General features: G+C 72.9%; 19 protein-coding genes and 2 pseudogenes. 13 read left to right on the forward strand and 8 right to left on the reverse strand.

Annotation, left to right across the window (positions count from 1 at the left end):
• Positions 1–30: 30 nt before the first annotated feature.
• Together ACFWWQ_RS12655 and ACFWWQ_RS12660 are read right to left on the reverse strand one after the other, a co-directional pair.
• Positions 31–676, reverse strand: a pseudogene (locus ACFWWQ_RS12655) (IS5 family transposase); the annotation flags it as partial.
• 86 nt (positions 677–762) lie between these two features.
• Positions 763–1,791 carry a phosphotransferase gene (locus tag ACFWWQ_RS12660; protein WP_384594499.1) on the reverse strand — a complete coding sequence of 343 codons (1,029 nt, stop codon included), beginning with the start codon at positions 1,789–1,791 and terminating at the stop codon, positions 763–765.
• A 170-nt stretch (positions 1,792–1,961) separates the two neighbouring features.
• On the opposite strand from ACFWWQ_RS12660, the pseudogene ACFWWQ_RS12665 reads away from it, so the two are divergent.
• A pseudogene (locus ACFWWQ_RS12665) lies at positions 1,962–2,366 on the forward strand (DUF317 domain-containing protein); the annotation flags it as partial.
• A gap of 473 nt (positions 2,367–2,839) precedes the next feature.
• On the opposite strand, the gene ACFWWQ_RS12670 reads toward ACFWWQ_RS12665, so the two are convergent.
• Both ACFWWQ_RS12670 and ACFWWQ_RS12675 read right to left on the reverse strand, forming a co-directional pair.
• Positions 2,840–3,451: an NADPH-dependent FMN reductase gene (locus ACFWWQ_RS12670; RefSeq protein WP_384594502.1), complete on the reverse strand. Its 612-nt coding sequence runs from the start codon at positions 3,449–3,451 to the stop codon at positions 2,840–2,842.
• An 82-nt stretch (positions 3,452–3,533) separates the two neighbouring features.
• Entirely contained in the window at positions 3,534–4,658 is a 1,125-nt protein-coding gene (locus ACFWWQ_RS12675) for a homogentisate 1,2-dioxygenase (RefSeq protein ID WP_384594505.1), read from the reverse strand.
• Between the two features lie 352 nt (positions 4,659–5,010).
• Between ACFWWQ_RS12675 and ACFWWQ_RS12680 the strand changes: the two genes are divergently transcribed.
• The 7 genes from ACFWWQ_RS12680 to ACFWWQ_RS12710 all read left to right on the forward strand — a co-directional run bounded on the left by ACFWWQ_RS12680 (position 5,011) and on the right by ACFWWQ_RS12710 (position 11,310).
• Entirely contained in the window at positions 5,011–5,967 is a 957-nt protein-coding gene (locus ACFWWQ_RS12680; RefSeq protein WP_384594508.1) for a LysR family transcriptional regulator, read from the forward strand.
• A gap of 300 nt (positions 5,968–6,267) precedes the next feature.
• Positions 6,268–7,092, forward strand: a complete 825-nt coding sequence (locus ACFWWQ_RS12685; protein ID WP_384594511.1) for a HipA family kinase — start codon at positions 6,268–6,270, stop codon at positions 7,090–7,092.
• Complete coding sequence (locus ACFWWQ_RS12690; RefSeq protein WP_384594514.1) at positions 7,089–7,484, forward strand: DUF3037 domain-containing protein; 396 nt, start codon at positions 7,089–7,091, stop codon at positions 7,482–7,484. Before ACFWWQ_RS12685 ends, ACFWWQ_RS12690 begins: the two co-directional genes overlap by 4 nt.
• A 237-nt stretch (positions 7,485–7,721) precedes the next feature.
• Positions 7,722–8,483 (forward strand): 3-oxoacyl-ACP reductase FabG, encoded by a 762-nt coding sequence (gene fabG / locus ACFWWQ_RS12695; protein ID WP_384594517.1) that lies wholly within the window; start codon positions 7,722–7,724, stop codon positions 8,481–8,483.
• A gap of 28 nt (positions 8,484–8,511) precedes the next feature.
• Positions 8,512–9,282 (forward strand): SDR family oxidoreductase, encoded by a 771-nt coding sequence (locus tag ACFWWQ_RS12700; protein ID WP_384594520.1) that lies wholly within the window; start codon positions 8,512–8,514, stop codon positions 9,280–9,282.
• A 357-nt stretch (positions 9,283–9,639) separates the two neighbouring features.
• The gene (locus ACFWWQ_RS12705) at positions 9,640–10,320 is read left to right on the forward strand and encodes a uracil-DNA glycosylase (protein ID WP_384594523.1); all 681 of its coding nucleotides are present in this window, start codon (positions 9,640–9,642) and stop codon (positions 10,318–10,320) included.
• Between the two features lie 153 nt (positions 10,321–10,473).
• Positions 10,474–11,310, forward strand: a complete 837-nt coding sequence (locus ACFWWQ_RS12710; protein ID WP_384594526.1) for a hypothetical protein — start codon at positions 10,474–10,476, stop codon at positions 11,308–11,310.
• Positions 11,311–11,375: 65 nt separating this feature from the next.
• On the opposite strand, the gene ACFWWQ_RS12715 is transcribed toward ACFWWQ_RS12710, so the two are convergent.
• Complete coding sequence (locus tag ACFWWQ_RS12715; protein WP_384594529.1) at positions 11,376–11,678, reverse strand: hypothetical protein; 303 nt, start codon at positions 11,676–11,678, stop codon at positions 11,376–11,378.
• A 619-nt stretch (positions 11,679–12,297) separates the two neighbouring features.
• On the opposite strand from ACFWWQ_RS12715, the gene ACFWWQ_RS12720 reads away from it, so the two are divergent.
• On the forward strand, positions 12,298–13,209 hold the full coding sequence (locus ACFWWQ_RS12720) for a Gfo/Idh/MocA family protein (protein WP_384594532.1): 912 nt from the start codon (positions 12,298–12,300) through the stop codon (positions 13,207–13,209).
• Here ACFWWQ_RS12720 and lnt read toward each other — a convergent pair.
• Positions 13,175–14,734, reverse strand: coding sequence for an apolipoprotein N-acyltransferase (lnt, locus tag ACFWWQ_RS12725; protein ID WP_384594535.1), 1,560 nt, complete (start codon positions 14,732–14,734; stop codon positions 13,175–13,177). The two genes, ACFWWQ_RS12720 and lnt, sit on opposite strands and share 35 nt — an antisense overlap.
• Before the next feature lie 300 nt (positions 14,735–15,034).
• Positions 15,035–16,948, reverse strand: a complete 1,914-nt coding sequence (locus tag ACFWWQ_RS12730) for an ABC transporter ATP-binding protein (RefSeq protein WP_384594538.1) — start codon at positions 16,946–16,948, stop codon at positions 15,035–15,037.
• Between the two features lie 410 nt (positions 16,949–17,358).
• On the opposite strand from ACFWWQ_RS12730, the gene ACFWWQ_RS12735 reads away from it, so the two are divergent.
• Both ACFWWQ_RS12735 and ACFWWQ_RS12740 read left to right on the forward strand, forming a co-directional pair.
• Entirely contained in the window at positions 17,359–17,718 is a 360-nt protein-coding gene (locus ACFWWQ_RS12735) for an STAS domain-containing protein (protein ID WP_384594541.1), read from the forward strand.
• A 73-nt stretch (positions 17,719–17,791) separates the two neighbouring features.
• Positions 17,792–18,280 (forward strand): glutathione peroxidase, encoded by a 489-nt coding sequence (locus tag ACFWWQ_RS12740; RefSeq protein ID WP_384594544.1) that lies wholly within the window; start codon positions 17,792–17,794, stop codon positions 18,278–18,280.
• Between the two features lie 151 nt (positions 18,281–18,431).
• Here the strand turns inward: ACFWWQ_RS12740 and ACFWWQ_RS12745 are convergent, their stop codons facing one another.
• Positions 18,432–18,731, reverse strand: a complete 300-nt coding sequence (locus tag ACFWWQ_RS12745) for a hypothetical protein (RefSeq protein ID WP_384594547.1) — start codon at positions 18,729–18,731, stop codon at positions 18,432–18,434.
• Positions 18,732–19,374: 643 nt separating this feature from the next.
• On the opposite strand from ACFWWQ_RS12745, the gene ACFWWQ_RS12750 reads away from it, so the two are divergent.
• Positions 19,375–19,758, forward strand: coding sequence for an ArsR/SmtB family transcription factor (locus tag ACFWWQ_RS12750; RefSeq protein ID WP_384594550.1), 384 nt, complete (start codon positions 19,375–19,377; stop codon positions 19,756–19,758).
• 193 nt (positions 19,759–19,951) lie between these two features.
• On the forward strand, positions 19,952–20,383 hold the full coding sequence (locus tag ACFWWQ_RS12755; RefSeq protein ID WP_384594553.1) for a DUF6126 family protein: 432 nt from the start codon (positions 19,952–19,954) through the stop codon (positions 20,381–20,383).
• Positions 20,384–20,541 lie beyond the last annotated feature (158 nt).

Below are 20,541 nucleotides of genomic sequence, written 5' to 3' on the forward strand. Positions count from 1 at the left end.
AGGTCCTGACTTGGTCCAGGTGCCCGACGTCCCCACGGATCGCGCCTTCTCGCCCTTGTGCGCGATGCGGCCGTGCAGGCCGCGTTCGTGGAGCAGAGTGCGGGTCTTGTCCGAGTCGTAGCCGGCGTCCAGGTGCACGGTGATGTCGTCGCAGCGGGCCCAGGTCGTTCAGGCGGTCTAGGGTTAGGGCGAGGAGCGGGGAGTCGTGGCGGTTGGCGCCGGCCAGGACACGACCCAGGGGAATGCCGTATCCGTCCGTCATGCCCGAGCGTTTCAGGCCCTGTTTGCCGCGGTCGACCGGGGAACGCCCGGCCACCTCGCCGCCTCCGGGAGCGTTGGTGATGGAGCCGTCGACGGCTATCTGGTCGAGGACGAGGCCGACGATCCGGTCGTAGGAGTCCAGCGCGATCTACTTGAGCCGGGCGAAGACGCCCTGTCGTATCCACTCGTCGCGGCGGCTTCGGATCGTGGTGGCCGAGCAGGTTGTGTCGGCGATCGCCTCGTAAGAACAGCCGAAGCGCAGCAGCTGCAGCATCTTGTCGAAGATGACCCGGTCGCTGATGCGTCGGCGGTGGCAGCCAAGCGGATGGTCCGGGTGGAACTCCGGCCGCTCGGGCAGCAGGACCGCGAATTGGTCCCAGAGGGGTTCGGTCAGCCATGAGGGCAGCGCGGGCACAGGTCTCCCCAGTGATCACAGAGCATCGCAACTCTATGGTTTGTGGTTCGAGGCCACGTCGTAGGCCAAGTTGCGGGCTGGCGCCCTTACGGCCTTTGCAGGGGCAGTGGTTGAAGCGCGGGCCATCGGGTGAGCATGGCTCCCTTGATGGCCGCGGCGAGTTGTCCCAGGCCGTTGAGCTCACTGCCGTCAGCGGTCATCTGGCTGACGATTCCGAGACGGTGGACGAGTCGCTGCCGGGCCGTTGCGGTGCCCCATTTCCAGTCCCGGTTCGGAATCTCGGCCAAGTGGTCGACGGTTCCACGTTCGGCTCGCTGGACCAGTGCGTCGCCTCGTAGCAGCCAGGCAGCACATGCATCGGTGAGATCATCTTGGGCATCGGTGCGCGTCGCGTCGCACCAGGTCGCGCGATAGGCGGTCTCTGCTGCATGCAGCAGGGGCTGTGCTGGGGCCGTGACGCACCAGCAGGTCGGGAAACCGATGCGCAGGTAGGCGAGTTCCACGAGTCCGTTGCCCAGCGCGGCCTGCTCAAAGTCGATGAACCTGACCCCGCTGCTGGTGTGCATGTCGTTGCCGGGGCAGGGGTCGCCATGCAGCAGGGCATGGCCCTGTGTGGCGGCCAGGCGGTTTACGAGGTCGTCCAGCTCGGTTCGGACTCCGGTCGGAACCGCGACGCCGAGCGTCCAGGCAAGTCCGAGGAAGGAGTCGATGTCGCCTTGGGTTGGGCCGGACCAGGCGGGGAGTGTGCCTGTGTCGTCGGTGCTGGTGGCCGCATGGAGTCGGGCCAGTGCGGTGGCGTAGTCAACCACCCAGCCCTCGTGGGGCGGCTGGTGATCCAAGTGCTCAAGGACCAGGACACGTTCGTCCGGATCGGTGCCAAGAAGCATCGGCACCACGGGTGGGTCAACCCGGGACGCGAGCTTCAGCGCCGCTACTTCGCGGGCATACCTCTCGGCCGCCTCTGGAGCGTCGATGAGCTGCTTGACCACCACGGGTGTGCCGGACAGTTCGGCCCGCCATACGCGAGATCGCGGGCTGCTTCCCAGTCGGCGAGCCCGACGAGGTGAGCCCAGCTCGGACCGCAGCTCGTCCCCGAATGGCAGTCGTGACCACATGGACTCATGCTCGCACGCACGTGTGCACGCGAACTGCGTTTTCGCCACGGCATTGCTCCGCCTATCCGCTTGGCCTCTAACTCCCTCTCGGGATCACGTTCAAGCATCCACGGAAGCAAGCAGAAAGGCCATCTGACCTGCGAAAACAACTGAGTTAGTTCAGTCAACGGTTCGTGACCGCCTTCACCACCGCTCTCGCCACGGCGTACGAGCGCGGACCGGGCGCCTACCTCGCCAGACCGATCGCCGGAACCGAAGAGCGTGATCCTTTCCAGGCCGTCGCCCCTCTCCTCTCACAGGGCTGGAAAATCGACCACCCCCGCTGGGGCGTCTTCGCACTCCACGCTCCGGACGAGCTCGCCGGCATGGAGTTCGTCAAGGGTCACCTCGCCCCGGAAGCCGAATTGACCACCCGCGACGCCCGCTGGCAGCTGTGGGCGGGAGAGTCCATCGACCGGCCCGCCTGGTACGCAACGGCTAGCACGGATACCCCCGTCGCCCTGCTCGCCGCCGTCACCCAGTGCGTTGCCGACCCGACTCCGCTGCCCCGGTGGCGCGAGGAGACCTTCAGCTACAGCAGTGCACCGCAGTTTGGTTCCCCGGCGCCTGGGAGGCACCGGGATTCTTGCCAGGGCAGCGTCGAGGTGCTCCTGGTGAAAGGTGCTGGTCATGCCGCGGATGTCGAAGGTCGAGTGGTACGCGGTGATCAGGCGTGGCCATCGCGGTGGCCTGCCGATGCGGGAGCTTTAGCGCAAGCAATGGCGTGACGTGGCGGACGGCGCGCAAAGCGTTGGGCTCGGTCGGCCTGGCCGGAGCCGCGCTACGAGCTCCCGCCCCGGACCTCCGCCCTGGATCCGTTCAAGCAGCTGATCGACGAGATCCTGCGATCGGATCTGGAATGCGCCGCGGAAGCAGCGGTGCATGGTCACCCGGATCTTTCACCGGCTGGTCGAGAAGCAAGGGGCGGACGTCTCGTGCGGGATGGTCCGCTACTGCGTCGCCGGCCGGAAGCCCGCGATCCTGGCAGAGTCCGGCAAAGCTCCGCTGGTCAGACGGCTCGCTGGCTCTGCAGGTGGTGCAGGGGCCTGACCAGACGGCCTCCGGCCTGGTGGTCGATGGCTTCTTCCAGGCCGTGCAGAAGCGAGGTGAGCATGGCGCGGGTGACCGGATCGGTCAGGCGCTGCTCGGGTTCGGCAGTGGGGTCGAGGCGGGTGTGGACGGCGGGAACGGCGACCTGAGGTCCGCCGACGACGTAGACGTTGAGCAGGGCGAACATCTCGCGTAGTTGGGCCTGGGCGCGGATACCACCGAAGAGGCCGGGCGAGGCCGAGAGGACCATGGAGACGTGTCCGGGCAGGACACTCGCGCCGCGGGGCCGCGATGCCCAGTCGAGAGCGTTCTTCAGCGCGCCGGGGATCGCACCATTGTATTCGGGGGTGGCGATGATCAGACCGTCTGCGTCTGCGATGGCTTGCCACAGCTCCCGCACGGGCGCAGGCGGATCCGTCTCCAGGTCCTCGCTGAAGTGCGGCAGATCGCCCAGCCCCGGGAACAGTTCGATGTGCATGCCTTCGGGGGCCAGCGGCTGCAGGCAGCTGAGGAGCTGGGTGTGGTAGGAGGCGGCTCGCAGGGAGCCGGAGATGGCCAGGACACGACTCATGACGGATGGTGCTCCAGAACTCGGTGGCGTCCCCTTCCTCCTTGCCAGGGGGAAGGGGACGCGGGCAGGGGGGCGGCTGGGGTCAGCCGCGGTAGCTCTCGTGGCGGGCGAAGTCGGGGATCTCGACCGTTTCGAAGGCTTCGGTGTAGCGCAGGGGGCGGACGGTGTCGACGTTCCATACGTAGAACGGCAGCCGGGTGCGCGGGTTGGCGTGGCGGACCTGGTCGGGGCCGTGGTTCATACCGGCTGGTGTGACGCTCGCCAGTCCTGCCGACGGGCCGACCTGGCCACCGTCGCCGGTGCCGAGGAAGACGAACAGCTCGTCGTAGTCGACGTTGCGATGGGCCGGCTGCGCCATGTCCGCGTCGTCCGCGGTCTGGGTGGGCCGGGGGGCCATGGTGACGAACCAGTTCTGCCCGGCCTGGAAGGTGGCGTGCGCCACCGGCGGCATTTCGAGGCGTTCGCAGGCGAGCGGGCGGATGTCCGCCAGACGCAGGCGGAAGGGGGCCAGGGTGCCGGTCCAGCCTTCCACGTCGGCGGGGTCGAAGGCGTAGAAGATCGACGACAGTTCGCCCGCGCGCTTGACGAGCACCTCCCACTCGCCGGCCCGGTTCTGCGCGGAGGGGGCGGTGATGCCGGCGTCGAGCCTGGGGACGTCGAGGACACCGCGGTCGAAGGGCAGGAAGTGCCCCAGCAGCCCCCGCTCGGGGAGCGTGATCGGCTCCCGCGTCTCCACCACGTAGGTGACGTGCTGCTCGGCGCCGAGGTCGGGGACGACCCGGTAGTTGGTGCCCCTCGGGATCACGAGGTACTCCAGCGGCCCGTACGCGAGGGTGCCGTAGTCGGTGACGAGGGCGCCGCTGCCCGACTGGACCAGCAACAGGGTGTCGCCGTCGGTGTTGCGGAAGTAGTACGGCATCGGCGCCGTCCGCTTCGACACCGAGACCGTGATGTCCTCGTTGAACATCAGCGGCGTCGGCAGGGCGCGGTCGTCGTGCTCGTCGGCGGCGGGAACGTCGGTGAGCCGGATGCCCCGTGGCCGGATCGGGCCCTCCACCCGCAGCCAGTCCGTGGTCGGGTGGGCGTGGTAGAGCTGAGAGACATCACCCTCGAACCCCTGACGGCCGTGGTGCTCCTCGAAGGTGCCCTCCGGCACCCGGGCATGGGCCTGGCGGGAGATCCGGCCCTGAACGTGTTTCGCGAACATACAGCGACTTCTCCATGGGCGCCGGCGAATGCCAAGCGCCCCGTCGGGTGAATGAGTCAGAGGTGAGCGTGGTGTGGCGGCGAGGCCGGGCAGAGGCCCGCCCTGCCACACCCGTGCCAGGTGCGGCGGCGACGCGGCCCGACCGCTCGCAGCACTTCGAGGGGACCGAAGGCGTGCGCGGCCACTGCCCCGCCACATCACCTGCCTTCGATATAGCGACCGAACGCCGGACAACTCCTTCGGTTCGCGCCCTTCTGGCGCCTGTCATGCCACTAGTCAACGACCACACCGTGCCGCCGGTCCAACACTCTTCATCGGACACGTGACAGTCTCAGACTGTTACGGTGGGGATGTGGACCTCGACCTGCGCCAAGTGCGCTACGCCGTCACCCTCGCCGACGAACTCCACTTCGGCCGGGCCGCGAGCAGGCTCACCATCGCCCAGCAGACCCTCTCCGCCCAGATCAGGAACCTGGAGAAGCGACTCGGCGTCCCGCTGTTCACCCGCGACCGCCGCCACGTCGCTCTCACACCCGCCGGCGAGACCTTCGTCGAACATGGCCGACGCCTCCTCGTCGACGCCGAGCGCCTGGTCGACGAGATCACCCACACGTGCACACCCCTGCGCATCGATGTCGTCACCGAGGGCCTGCCCTCCACGCTCTTGATCCACCACCTGCGCACCCAGAGCCCTGACCTGCCGTTCGAGGTGCTCCAGTGCCACGGCATGGCCGCGGCACTGCCCCGCCTGCTCACCGGCGACCTCGACCTGGCCTTCGGTCGCCCCTTCGGCCTCGGTCGTCCCCTCGGGGCCGCCCTCGCCACCATGCCCGTGGGGCTGGATCCCATCGGCGTCATTGTCCCCGCTGACCACCCCCTCGCCGACTGGGACGAGGTTCCCTTCGCCGCCCTCGTCGATCACCCGCTCCTGGTCCACTCGGCGGACGAGTCCGCCGAGTGGCGCGACTGGGTCGACCAGGCCGTTGCCGCCTTCGGCCTGAAGGTGGCGACACGCATACGCGGGCACGGCCGCACCTCCGCTCTGGCCGCCGTCCAAGCGCTCCGCCACCCGGCCTTCGGCCTCACCACCTCGTACCTCCCCGACGGCCTCACCGCCCGACCCCTGACCGACCCCGTCCCGCTCTACGCCTGGCACGCCGTCTGGAACACCACCACCGCGCCCCCTGCCATCAACCGAGCCCTGGAACTCATCCACACCTACGCCCGGACCCACCACTGGCACCGCCACCCGAGCGCCAACTGGTGGCTCCCGAAGCCCGATCGCGACACGCTGCGGACCACGAACTGATCAACATCCATTCGTCTGGCCATGCATATTCCCCTGCCGTCGGCCAGCTGCTCAAAACCCCGGAGCTCCCTGACCGGATACCCCAGGCCGCCGAGCAGCTGCGCACCATCGTGGCCACAAGCAGAGAGCGTCGCGAGCGCGCCGCGGTCGCACTGGCCCTCACCAACTGGGCGCAGGAACCGGCTCGCCGGCCGAAACTCCCCAGATTCTCCCCAGGGGATTCAGAGCGGACCGCCGGGTCGGAGGGTCTTGTCGGTCCGTCGTGATTCCTAAGGCCAGAGGGCCGTATAGCCTGGGGAAATGCTGACAGAAGTCATTGCGACCCGATATGTGACACCCCTGCGAGAGGGGGGATCGCTGCCAGGGATCGTCGAAGCCGACGATCTCGGCACGTATGTCATGAAATTCACTGGTGCGGGGCAGGGTCGGAAGACGCTGATCGCGGAGATCATCTGTGGGCGGTTGGCGCGGCGGCTGGGGTTGCGGGTGCCGGAGCTGGTGCGGATGCAGCTCGACCCGGTGATCGGCCTGAGCGAGCCCGACCAGGAGGTCCAGGAGCTGCTCAAGGCGAGCGGCGGGCTCAACCTCGGGATGGACTACCTGCCCGGGTCCCTCGGCTTCGACCCGCTCGCGTTCGAGGTGGGCGCGCGCGAGGCGGGGCGCGTGGTGTGGTTCGACGCGCTGATCAACAACGTCGACCGGTCCTGGCGGAACCCGAACCTCCTGGTCTGGCACGGCAAGCTGTGGCTGATCGACCACGGCGCCACGATGATCTGGCACCACAACTGGCCCGGCGCGGAGAAGTCCGCGGTCAAGCCGTACGACGCGACCGACCACGTGCTGGCCACCTTCGCGCCCGATCTCGCCGCGGCCGCCGCGGAGTTCGCGCCGCAGATCACCGAGGACCTGCTCACCGAGGTCGCCGCGGACGTCCCCGACGAGTGGCTGGTCGACGAGCCCGGCTTCGCGTCGCCGGACGAGGTGCGCGCCGCGTACGTCCGGGCGCTGCTGGCCCGCGCCGAGGTGATCGGCGACCACATCACCCTGGGGGAACGCACCTCGGGCGGACCGTCCCGGGCGCCGGAGTGGCTGACCGGCAAGCCCCGGCGGAGGGCAGTGAAGTGAGCGGACTGCACAACGGGCGCGATGTCTTCGAGTACGCGCTCCTCAAGGTGGTGCCCCGCGTCGAACGCGGCGAGATGATCAACGCCGGGGTGATCGTCTACTGCCACGCCCGCCGCTTCGTCGAGGCCCGCACCCATCTGGACGAGGCACGGTTGCTCGCCCTCGACCCGGCCGCCGATGTGGAGGGCGTACGCGCCGCCCTGGGGGCCGTCGAGGGCGTCTGCCGCGGTGGCGCGCAGGCAGGCCAGGCGGCGGGGGACGACGCCGGCCGCCGCTTCCGGTGGCTCATCGCGCCGCGCAGCACCGTCGTCCAGCCGGGCCCGGTGCACACCGGTCTGACCTGCGATCCCACCGGTGAGGCCGGGCGGCTGCTGGAGCTGCTGGTGCGCTGAGCCGCGAGAGGGACGGAGCGGGAAGCCGGAGCGGGGCCACGGGCCGCGCTCCGGCTTCCCGCATGCCGGGGGCGGCCGCGCGCGGGTGAGCTGCGTAACGGCGCGGCGATGGGCGTTGACAGGGGATGGCCGGGCTTCTAGCGTCACCGGTGCTGGAGATACTAAGCGGTTGCTCACTACGGGAACGGTGTGGCGCACCGCTTGTCGAGGCTGGTTTCGAGGCTAGGGAGAACCCGCATGTCCACCACCGAGCAGCGCGTCGCCATCGTGACGGGCGCGGCCCGCGGCATCGGCGCCGCCACCGCCGTCCGGCTGGCCGCCGAGGGCCGCGCCGTCGCCGTACTCGACCTCGACGAGGCGGCCTGCAAGGACACCGTCGACACCATCACCGCGGCCGGTGGCCGGGCCCTCGCCGTGGGCTGCGACGTCTCGGACGCCGGACAGGTCGAGGCGGCAGTGGAGCGGGTCGCCGCCGAACTGGGCGCGCCCACCGTCCTCGTCAACAACGCCGGTGTCCTCCGCGACAACCTGCTGTTCAAGATGAGCGACACCGACTGGGACACCGTCATGAACGTCCACCTGCGGGGCGCGTTCCTGATGGCGCGCGCCTGCCAGAAGCACATGGTGGACGCCGGGTTCGGCCGCGTCGTCAACCTCTCCTCCAGCTCCGCGCTCGGCAACCGCGGCCAGGCCAACTACTCCGCCGCCAAGGCCGGTCTCCAGGGCTTCACCAAGACCCTCGCCATCGAGCTCGGGAAGTTCGGCATCACCGCCAACGCCGTCGCCCCCGGCTTCATCGCCACCGACATGACCGCCGCCACCGCCGAACGCGTCGGCATGGGCTTCGAGGACTTCCAGGCGGCGGCCGCCACCCAGATCCCGGTGCGGCGCGTCGGCGAACCGGCGGACATCGCCAACGCCATCGCCTTCTTCACCGGCGACGCGGCCGGGTTCGTCTCCGGCCAGGTCATGTACGTCGCCGGCGGCCCGCTCAACTGACCGCACCACCCCACCGGGAGAACCACACATGACCGAGCAGCACAGCGCGCTCCCCGCACTCTCCGGCAAGGTGGCACTGGTCACCGGCGCCAGCCGCGGCATCGGCTACGGCATCGCCGAGGCGCTGGTGGCCCGCGGGGACCGGGTCGTCATCACCGGCCGCAACGAGGACGCCCTCAAGGAGGCCGTCGAGCGGCTCGGTGCGGAGCGCGTGATCGGCGTCGCGGGCAAGGCACACGACGAGGCCCATCAGGCCGTCGCCGTCGAGCGGGCAAGGGAGACCTTCGGCCGCATCGACTACCTCGTCAACAACGCCGGTACGAACCCGGTCTTCGGACCGATCGCCGACCTCGACCTCGGCGTCGCCCGCAAGGTCTTCGAGACCAACGTGATCTCCGCACTCGGCTTCGCGCAGCGCACCTGGCACGCCTGGCAGAAGGAGAACGGCGGCGCGATCGTCAACATCGCCTCCATGGCCGGTATCGGCGCCTCGCCGTTCATCGGTGCGTACGGCATGAGCAAGGCGGCGATGGTCAACCTCTCGCTGCAGCTCGCGCACGAATTCGCGCCCGTGGTCCGGGTCAACTCCATCGCGCCCGCGGTGATCAAGACGAAGTTCGCCGCGGCGCTCTACGAGAACCGCGAGGAGGAGGTCGTGGCCTCCTACCCCATGGGACGGCTGGGCGTGCCGGAGGACATCGGGGGCGCCGCCGCGTTCCTGCTCTCCGACGCGTCGGGCTGGATCACCGGCCAGACCCTCGTCGTCGACGGAGGGCTCCTCCTCAACGCCGGGGTGTGAACGCCGGGGTGCGGTCGGGGTGACGGCCGGGACATCCGGCCACCTCAGCGGCGGGGGGGGGGGGCGCGGGCGCGGGCGCGCCCCCCCCCAAGAAGAATGGATAAAACAGGGGGGGGGGGGGGGGGGGGCCCGACGGGGGGCGGGCGGGCGCGCCCCACCCCCCCCCCCCCCCGGGCGCGCGGCCCGGCCCGCCCCGGGCCCCCCCCCCCCCCGCACTTTTTCCCTGTTCACACGGCCGGGGCGACGGTCCCGGGACGCCGTTCGCCGTGGGCCGGTGACCGCGCATCGCCGCGTTGTCAGTGGTCGCCGGTAGGTTCTGGAGTGCGAGATACGGAACGCACACCGGAGGTTGTTCACGTGGTCACCGACACGCTGCCCGAGTCCTGGCGCGGCGCCCTCGGCGAAGAGCTGGCGAAGCCCTACGTCAAGGAGCTGGCCGACTTTGTGGTGCAGGAGCGGGCCCAGGGGCCGGTCTACCCGCCGCGCGACGAGGTCTTCGCGGCGCTGGAGGCCACGCCGTACGACCGGGTGAAGGTCCTCGTTCTCGGCCAGGACCCGTACCACGGCGCCGGGCAGGGCCACGGCCTGTGCTTCTCGGTGCGGCCCGGCGTCAAGACCCCGCCGTCGCTGCGGAACATCTACAAGGAGATGAAGGAGGAGCTGGGCCACCCCGTGCCGGACAACGGCTATCTGATGCCGTGGGCCCGCCAGGGCGTCCTGCTGCTCAACGCCGTGCTCACCGTCCGCGAGGGCGAGGCCAATTCCCATAAGGGCAAGGGCTGGGAGAAGATCACCGACGCCGTGATCCGCGCCGTCGACGCCCGCCCCGACCCGGCGGTCTTCGTCCTGTGGGGCAATTACGCGAAGAAGAAGCTGCCGCTGATCGACCAGGACCGCCATGCGGTGGTGCAGGGCGCGCACCCCTCGCCGCTCTCCGCCAAGAAATTCTTCGGCTCCCGCCCGTTCACCCAGATCAACGAGGCGGTCGCCGCCCAGGGCCACGCCCCGATCGACTGGCGCATCCCCGACCTGGGCTGAGCGGGGCCCGGCGCCCGGCACATGGCGCGCTCTGTGCGGCTCCCGTGGGCGTCCGGGCGTGGCGCCCACACCGCGCGGGGGCGGCGCCCGGCGGTTAGCGTCGGGAAGCAGCGGCGGGTGGCGAGGCCGCGGCGGACCGATGTGGGAGCGAGCGTGACGGAGCGGCAGCAGGAGCGGACGGCCGGAGGCGGCGTCCCGACCCGGATCGGCCAAGCGGTCATGCTGCACCGCGCCGGAGACCGGGAAGAGGCCCGCAACCGCCTCGCCGCCCTCTGGCACGAGCTCGGCCCGTCCGCCGACACCCTCCACCGCTGCACCCTCGCCCACTACCTCGCCGCCACCCAGGACACGCCGCGGGATCGCCTCGCCTGGGACCTCACGGCGTTGGAGGCGGCGGAGGGGTTTGTCACGGGTGGGCGGCCGCGGATGCAGGGGAGCGGCGGGGGCGAGCCGTGCGCCGGACGGTGCGGTGACGGGGGTGGGCCGGAGGGGGAGCGGCGTGCCGGCCGCGTTGACCGCGCCGAGGGTTCCGACGCCTCGGGTGAGGCCGCCGGGCCATCCGGCGCGGGGGCCCGGGGCAGGCCGGACGGCCTGAGCGGTGACGAGAGCCCGAGCGGGGGCGACGGCCCGCGCAGCGACGGGAGTCACGGCCGGGGCGATGGCCCGAGCAGGGATGAGAGCCCGGGCGAGGATGACGGACCCGGCGGCGACGACGGCCCGGACGGGGACAACGCCCCGAGCCAAGACGACGAGCCCCAGGCCATCAGCACCGACAGCCCGTTGGCCGCGCTCCGGGCGCTCTTCCCTGCGCTGCATCTGAGCCTGGTCGCCGACTACGCCGCGCTCGGCCGCCCCGGGGACGCCAGGGCCCACCTGTCGCGCGCCCGGACCTGGGCCGCCGCCCTGCCCGACGGTGCCCACCGCCAGACCCTGTACGCCGACATCGACCGCCTCGGGGCACGGCTGGACGACGGCCCGGGCCGGAGCTGACCGGGCCCTCGCCGCAGCCGGGCCCGACCGGGGTGTGCCCGGCCTTCACCACGCCCGGCCGCGCGTCAGCCGTACGCCTGCCGGCAGATCCGCAGCGCTGCGCCGTCCCGTTGCCAGCGGCCGTACTTCCGTCCCAGGGCGCACAGTTCCGCCCCGGCCGGCAGGTTGTCGCCGAGGCGCGGCAACCGGTAGGGCGCGGAGGGTGCGGGCGCGCGTTCCCGGGTGGGTGCGCCCGCGGGCGGGGGCGGCGGCCGTACGCCGCCGCCCGTGCCGCCGTGCGCTCCGCCGCCGTGGTGCGGGGACCTGCCGGGCGGCGGTACGGCCCGGCGGGCGGCGTCGGACTGCCGGGGGGCCGGCTGCGTGGTCACCGGCCCGATCCGGCCCTGCGGGGGCAGCGGCGCGGCCGGATGGGGGCGGCGGGGGGGGGCGGGTGGTGTGGGGTGATGGGGCCGGGGGGGGGCGCGGGGGGGGGGCCCCGCCCCCGGCGGCCCCGGGGGGCGCCGCCGGGGGGGGCGGGGGCCGCGGCCGGGGGGGGGGGGGTGGTGTGGGGTGATGGCCCGTGGGGGCCGGCCGGGAAGGGAGCGTCACGCAGCCGGTGGTGGTCGCCGCGACCACCACCGAGAGGACCACGAGAGCGGACAAACGGTGCATCCTTGCAGCTTTGCCCGGCCCGTACGGGCGTGGGAAGTCCCCGCAGGGGTGATCGCGCGCGCCCCGGGGCGACGCGTGGAGCCGCAGGCCCGCCGGAACCGCCGCCGGGCCGGGCCACGCTCCCGCCCCTTCGAGGACCGGGTCCGGTCCCGCATCGCGGCCGGAGTGCCCCGCCCTTCGCCGGACCGCCCCAGCCTCTCGCCCGCCACCGCCGGGCCGGGCCGCCGCTCCGGGACGGCCCCCTCCCGCCCCCAGCCTTCGGCTTCCCGCACCCTCCGTAAACTCCTCTCACAGACGGCCGGGCGAAGGGCGGGCCGTCCGGCATCGGGAGTGCATATGAAGGTCGGCTGCATAGGGCTCGGAGACATCGCCCGGAAGGCATATCTGCCGGTCCTCGCCGCCCGGCCCGGCGTGGAACTGCATCTCCAGACCCGCACCCCGGCCACCCTCCGGCAGGTCGCCGACGCCCATCGGATTCCCGTCGCGCAGCGCCACGCCGATCTGGACGCGCTCCTCGCCGCGGGGCTCGACGCCGCGTTCGTGCACGCCCCGACCGCCGCGCACCCGGAGATCGTCGCCCGGCTCCTCGACGCCGGGGTGCCGACCTACGTCGACAAACCGCTTGCGTACGAGCTGGCCGACTCCCGCCGTCTCGTCCACCTCGCCGAGGAGCGCGGCGTCGGCCTCGCCGTCGGCTTCAACCGCCGCCACGCCCCCGGGTACGCCGACTGCCGTGCGCACCCCCGCGAGCTGATCCTGCTGCAGAAGAACCGCGTCGGGATGCCCGAGGACCCGCGGACCCTGGTGCTCGACGACTTCATCCACGTTGTCGACACGCTGCGCTTCCTGGCCCCGGGCGAGGCCGGGCACATCGACGTCCGCGCCCGGATCCGTGACGGGCTGATGGAACACGTCGTCCTGCAGCTCTCCGGCGACGGATTCACGGCCATCGGCACCATGAACCGGCGCAGCGGGTCGGCCGAAGAAGTCCTCGACGTCTCCGGTGGTGACGCCCGCCGGCAGGTCGTCAACCTCGGTGATGTCATCGACCACCACGGCGATCCGACGGTGCGGCGCCGCGGGGACTGGGTGCCGGTCGCCCGCCAGCGCGGGATCGAACAGGCCGCGCTGGCCTTCCTCGACGCCGTACGTGCCGGGGAGCGCCCGTCCGCGCTGGACGCGCTGCGCACCCATGAGCTGTGCGAACGGGTCGTCACCGACGCGCTCGCGCGGACCACCGGAGCCTGACCCGCCGCGCCGCCACCGGCGCGCCCGCCAGGAGCAGCGCCGCCACGGCCGCGTACACCGGCCAGTCGCCCAGCCGGGTGTACGGGCTGGTGCCGTGCGCGAGCGGCACGTCGTAGACGGCCGCGGCGCTGCGGTCGGTGGACAGCCGCTCACCGACCGGTTCGCCCCGGGGCCCGTAGACCGCGCTGACGCCGGTGAGCGTGGCGTGCACCATCGGGCGCCAGGTCTCGGCGGCCCGCAGCGCACCGAGCGAGGCGTGCTGCGCCGGGGCCCAGCTGCCCTGGAACGACGAGGTCGACGACTGCGCGACCAGCATCCGCGCGCCGTCGGCGGCCAGGCTCCGGCTCATGTCCGGGAACGCCGTCTCGAAGCAGACCAGCGGCCCGATCCGCAGGCCGTGCGCGGCGGGTAGGGGCATCACCACCTGGTGGGTGCCGCGCATCCGGTCGGTGGCCGCCGCCTTGCCCACACGGGTCGCCCAGCCCAGCAGCGGCCGGGCCGGAATGGTCTCGCCGAACGGCACCAGCCGCATCTTGGCGTACCGGTCGCCGGTCGGACCGCCCGGCCCCACCAGCACCGCGCTCTTGTAGACGCCGGGCCGTCCGGCGCGCGGCGCGTCCACCCCGGCCAGCAGATCGGCGCCGGTGCTCCGGGGCAGCGCGGCGAGCCGCCCGGCCAGCCGCGGATCGTCCGTCGGATCGCGGGTCAGACTGCTCTCGCCCCAGACCACGAGGCGTACGCCCCGGCCCGCCAGCTGCCGGGTCAGCGCCTCGCTCCGCGCCAGACGTGCGCCGGGGCCGCCGTCCGGGCCCGGCTGGACGATCGCGATCCGCGCGGTACCGCCGGGCCGCGGCACGGGTGCGGCGTACCAGCCGACGGTCACCGTCAGCGCGCAGACCAGCAGCGCGGCGACGGCGACCGGGCGGGCCCGGCGGAGCGCGATCAGCTGTGCCAGCGCGGTGTTCACCCAGACGATCAGCAGGCTGACCAGCCAGATTCCGCCCACGGAGGCGAGCCGCAGCGCGGGCGGCACCTGCCACTGACCGGCGCCGAGCAGGCCCCACGGACCGCCCAACTGTTCCCAGGACCTGACCAGTTCGACCATCAGCCAGCCGGACGGCACCAGCGCCAGGGCGGCCAGGCACCGGAGCGGGCGCGGCGAGCCGCCCAGCAGCGTCCGCACCAGCGGCCCCCACGGCGCCCACAACGCGCCCAGCAGCATCGCCAGTACCACCAGGAACACATGGAGGCTCGGCAGCAGCCAGTGGTGCACCGCCACCATGAACCCGATGCCGCCGAGCCACCCCTCCAGCGCCGCCCGCCGGTTCGTCGGCGCGGTCCGCAGCAGCAACAGCCACGGTACGAGGGAGACGTACGCGGTCCACCACAGGGACGGGGCGGGGAAGGCGAGGGCCGGGAGCGCGCCGCAGAGCAGCGCGGCGACGGCCCGCAGCCACCGGGACCGGGAGCGGCGAGCGGCCGCCGAGTCGGTCGGCGCGGTGGTGGTGGCACCGGGTGTGGCCATGCGTTTCCCCTCCGGCGATGCCGTCCGGGCCCGTTCCGGTTGCGGGCGACGCGGCCAGTCTGCGCGCTTCGGCCCGGCACGGACAGGGGACGGCCGCGACTCCCACCGATCCGGGGGCCCGTGGACGGCTGAGCGGCCGAACGCCGCGGGCCCGGACGCCGAACGCCGCGTTCCCGGGCCACGAACGCCGCGTTCCCGGGCCACGAACGCCGCGTTCCCGGGCCACGAACGCCGCGTTCCCGGGCCACGAACGCCGCGCCCCGGACAGCGGGCGCGGCGCTCGTGGTTCGGCCGGTCCGCTCAGCCCACCAGGGAGGATGCCCCGGCGGAGCCCGTGGCCTCCGGCCCGCCGGAGCCGTCGGCGAACTGTGTGCGGTACAGCTCGGCGTAGCGGCCGTCCGCGGCGAGCAGCGTCTCGTGCGTGCCCCGCTCGACGATGCGTCCGCCCTCGACCACCAGGATCTCGTCGGCGGCGCGGACCGTCGAGAGGCGGTGCGCGATGACCACGGAGGTGCGGCCCGCCAGCGCCTCGGTGAGGGCTTCCTGCACCGCCGCCTCCGAGCTGTTGTCCAGATGCGCGGTGGCCTCGTCCAGGATCACCACGCGTGGCCGGGCGAGCAGCAGCCGGGCGATGGTCAGGCGCTGGCGTTCGCCGCCGGAGAGGCGGTAGCCGCGCTCTCCGACGACGGTGTCCAGACCGTCCGGCAGCGACCGGACCAGCTCCGCCAGCCGGGCCCGGCGCAGCGCGTCCCACAGCTCGTCGTCGGCGGCGCCGTCCCGGGCGAGCAGCAGGTTCTCCCGGATCGTTTCGTGGAAGAGATGGCCGTCCTGGGTGACCATGCCGAGCGTGTCGCGCAGCGATTCCGCGGTCAGGTCCCGGACGTCGACCCCGCCGATCCGCACCGCCCCGGCGTCGGCGTCGTACAGCCGCGGCAGGAGGTGCGCAATGGTCGACTTCCCGGCGCCGGAGGAGCCGACGAGGGCGACCATGCGGCCCGGTTCGGCGCGGAAGGAGATGTCGTGCAGCACGCGTTCGCCGCCCCGGGTGTCGAGGGCGGCGACCTCCTCCAGGGAGGCCAGCGACACCTTGTCGGCGGACGGGTAGGCGAAGCGTACGGCGTCGAACTCGACGGACACCGGGCCCTCGGGTACCGCGCGGGCGTCCGGCTTCTGCGCGATCAGCGGTTCCAGGTCGAGCACTTCGAAGACCCGCTCGAAGCTGACCAGCGCGCTCATCACCTCGATGTGCGCACCGGACAGCGCGGTCAGCGGGGCGTAGAGACGGGTCAGCAGCAGCGCGAGGGAGACGACCGCGCCGGGCTCCAGGCTGCCGCGCAGCGCCAGGAGGCCGCCGAGCCCGTAGACGACGGCGAGCGCCAGAGCGGAGACGAGGGTCAGGGCGGTGACGAAGTACGTCTGGACCATCGCGGTGCGCACGCCGATGTCACGTACCCGGGCAGCCCGCGCGCCGAACTCCGCAGACTCCCGGGACGGCCGCCCCAGGAGCTTGACGAGGGTGGCGCCGGGCGCGGAGAACCGCTCCGTCATCCGGGTGCCCATCGCCGCGTTGTGGTCGGCACCCTCCCGGCGCAGCGCGGCCAGCCGCCGCCCCACCCGGCGGGCGGGCAGCACGAACACCGGCAGCAGCACCAGCGCGATCAGCGTGATCTGCCAGGACAGGCCGAGCATCACCACGAGGGTCAGCAGCAGGGTCACGAGATTGCTGACGACGCCGGAGAGGGTGTCGCTGAACGCCCGCTGCGCGCCGATCACATCGTTGTTGAGACGGCTGACGAGGGCGCCGGTACGGGTCCGGGTGAAGAAGGCGACCGGCATCCGCTGGACGTGGTCGTACACGGTGGTGCGCAGGTCCAGGATCAGCCCCTCGCCGATGCTCGCCGACAGCCACCGGGTGAGCAGCCCCAGGCCCGCCTCGGCGAGCGCGATCACCGCGATCAGCGCGGCGATGCCGAGGACGAGGCCGGTGGACCCGTGGTGCACGATCGCGTCGACGACCCGCCCGGCCAGCAGCGGCGTCACCACCGCCCCCGCCGCGATGACGGTGCTCAGCACGAGGAACCACACCAGGCGGCGGCGGTGCGGCCGGGCGAAGGCGGCGATCCGGCGCAGTGTGGCGCGCGAGAGGCGCCGGGTGCCCTCCTGTGCGTACACCGTGCCGTGCAGCGCGTGCCAGGCGGTCACTTCCATGTCCATCGCGGTCTCCCGTCATCGGTATGTCAGGGCGCCGCGGTGTGGCGGCGCCCTGACGAAAACCTAGAACCTCAAGCTTTATTGAGGTCAAGGGCGGTGGGCGGTCGTCGCCCGTCGGAAGGCCCTGCCCGGCCCCCGGTGCGGTGCGGCCGGATCGCGCCAACCTCGTCCAGCCGGGCGTGGGCCGGGACTTGACACCGTGTCGAACGGGTAGTCCGTAGACACCCGCGGCGCATCCGTACACCCGCCACACGCGGCGCGCGGTTCACTCCGCCGCCCGGCGCCGCGGCGACAGCGAGCGCCACCGGCGGCCGGAACCGCCCGGTCCGCGGTGGCACCCCCACATCCTCCGCACGCCTTCGCCGCCTGCGGGTGGCGAAAAAACGCGCCCCGGCACGGAAGAGGGACGGGCGATGAAGGACGACCACACTCCCACCTGGCCGTACCTCGGCCGGACCGACACGACGGACGGCGTCACCATCGTCGTACTCCACGGCGAACTGGACCTCCTGGCCGCCCGCGCACTCGCCGCGACGCTGGACGACCTGACCGGCACCCGCCGCCCCGACCTGGTACTGGACCTGCGGGCGGTGACCTTCATCGACTGCTCCGGCCTGTCGCTGCTGTGCCGCGCCCGCCACCGGGTGCGGTACGCGTCCGGCAGGCTGCGGCTGACCGGGCTCACCCCGGGCGACGCGGTGAGCCGTCTGCTCGAACTGACCGGTCTGGCTGATGCCTTCGACCTCCTGGATACGGCGGCGCCGGGACGGTAGCGCCCCGGCGGCCCGGTGACGAGCGCGGTGCGTGCCGGGGTTCCCGGGCCGCGGCGGACTACGCTCCCTTGTCATGTCTGTTCACACAGTGAAAATCGACGCCCTCCAGGGCGGCCCCGCCGATCTGGCCCAGTACCGCGGCAAGGCCGTACTCCTCGTCAATGTCGCCTCCCAGTGCGGCCTCACCCCGCAGTACGCCGCGCTGGAGCGGCTGCACGCCCAGTACGCGCCGCGTGACTTCACCGTCCTCGGCGTGCCCTGCAACCAGTTCATGGGCCAGGAACCCGGCACCGCCGAGGAGATCGCGCAGTTCTGCTCGGCGACGTACGGCGTCACCTTCCCGATGACCGAGAAGATCGACGTCAACGGCGCCGCGCGGCATGCCCTTTACGCGCAGCTGACCGACGCGCCGGACGCGGAGGGATACACCGGCGACATCCGCTGGAACTTCGAGAAGTTCCTGATCGCCCCGGACGGCTCGGTCGTGGCGCGCTTCGCCCCGCAGACCGAACCGGACGCCCCGGAGGTCGTTGCCGCCGTCGAGGCGCAGCTGTCCGCATGACGGCCGGGCGCGCGCCTGCCACGGCGGGCGCGCGCCGCTGACGGGCCGGCCGGGCGCCCCGGGAGCCTCCCGCCGGAGCGACACATACGGGAGAGCCACCACCGCGACGCGTCCTTGGCGGGCGGCAGTTGGCGACGCGTCGCCCGGGGCCTCAGACCTCGGTGCGCCTGCTGCCGGGGCCCTTCGGCGGTGGGTCGTGGCGGCGGGAGCGGGGGATGATGCGTTCCTCGGCCGCGGCGGTGGGCGGGCGCCGGTCCCCGGGCTGCGGCGGGGCGTCGGCCGCGGGCCAGGTGACCGGGAGCGGTGCACCGGACCGCCACTCCCGCAGCAGTTGGTCGAAGATCGGCGTGGCCTCCTCCCGGCGCCCGGCCTGCGGCGTCGCAGCCGCGGGTGACGACGGGGGGAGAGCGCGGCGCCGGAAGGGGGGACCGGCGTTCTGCTTGGCGTCCATGACCGGACTCAACCAGCCGACCCGCCCCTGGGTTGCGGGCGCGCCGCCCGGACCACCCCAGATGCGCCTGCGCCGGTGACGGCCAGAAGATACGTTCCCGCGCGCGCCGCGGTTGACATGCTCCCGCACCGGGCAGGCGGCCCACTGGCGCCACGTACGGCGAACGGTCCGGTGGCGCGTCCCGGACCGTGGAGCGGAGCGCGGCCACGGGCGCCGTACGGGCCCGGGCGGCCGACGGGAAGCGGGACGACGGGAAAAGGCGTACATGCTGTCAAGGCGATCTTCGGCCGGTCCGCCCCCGGGTGACCGGTGGTGGGGGAGGGGGGATTCCTCCGGCGTGCGGGGGTGCGTCCCCCCGCGGCCTCCTCGAAGGTGTCGTGAGCATGCCCAATGTGCGGGATGTCCTCCGTCGGAAAGGTGTCCCGATCGTCCCCTGCCCGCCCACGGGCGGCCGGATGTCGTCTACAGTTGCAGAAGTCTGCAATTCAACAGTTGGTGCGGTTGTCGGCGGACCGTGAGTGGAGGCATGCGTGGGCGGATGGGCCGGAGCGGCAGGGGAGCGGACCCGGGATGCCCGGCGCTCCGCGGCGGCACCGCACCGACCACACCCCACGCGACGCCCCGCCGCGGCGGGAGCGCGCGCATGAACGACGCCGGGATACCGCTCTACGAGGCGAAGGCCGCGTTCTTCCGGGTGCTCGGCCACCCGGTGCGCATCCGCGTGCTGGAGCTGCTGCAGGAGGGCCCGTTGCCGGTGCGGAAGCTGCGCGGTGCGATCGGCGTCGAGCCGGCCGCGCTCTCCCAACAGCTCGCGGTGTTGCGCCGCTCTGGCATCGTCACCGCCACCCGCACGGGCACCACGGTCGTCTACGAGCTGGCCGGCGGCGATGTGGCCGGTCTGCTGGGGGCCGCCCGCCGGACCCTTCCCGTGGTACTGACCGACCGCGGCGAACTCCTCGCCGAGCTGCGACGGGCGGACGCCGGGCGGGCACCGGCCGAGCTGCCCCGCGTCCAGGAGGCGTCATGAGCGGAACGGGAGTGGGCGGAGCGACTGTGGGCGGAGCAGGGGTGAGCGGGACGCGGCGCCGGGCGCGCGCCGTCGGCGCGGCGCCGCAGGGCGTGGCCCGAGGCGGCGCCGCACGGTGGTCCGCCCGGGTGCCGCGCCGGGCGCAGGCGGCGTGCCACCGCGACCGGGGCAGGCCGCCCGGCGGCCTCGCCGGGTGAGCGCCGTGCCCGGCGCCGCACGACGGAAGGGGCCGCCGCCGTGGCGCGCGGTCCACTCGCGCACCTGCCTGCCGGTCACCGGCACCCCGGACTGCCGGCGCCCGTGCATCGGCCCGCACCACCATTCGTACGACGACGGCGCGGTCGCCTCCCTGGGGCCGCGCCCCTGCCCGTGGCGCCCGGCCGGCGGGCGGACCGCGCCGCGGTGCGGGGTGCGTCGGCGTGCCGTGCCGACCGGGCGGCGCACCGGCCGTCCGATCGGCCGTCCCCTGGTCCGGCCGTCGGCGCCGCCCCGCGTTCTCGCGTTGATCGCCCGGCGCAAGTCGCACCCCACGACCCGCCAGATCCTGCTCTACATAGCCGTGGGCCATCTCGTGGCGGGCTTCCTGATGCTGCTCGTCTACCTGGGACGGCACGCGGGCACCTGACGCCCGCCGACTGCCGTACCCCACAGGCGTTACCTCGCGGCTCCGGAAGCGGCACCGCTCGCGGCACCGGAAGCGGCGCCCTCGTCCGAGCCACGGGGCGCCGCTTCCGTCCATCAGGTGCCAGCCGTACCGAGGGCGGCCGACGCCCCGGAGGCGGT

The organism is Streptomyces sp. NPDC059080 (genome assembly GCF_042739975.1).
Taxonomy (GTDB): Bacteria; Actinomycetota; Actinomycetes; order Streptomycetales; family Streptomycetaceae; genus Streptomyces; species Streptomyces benahoarensis.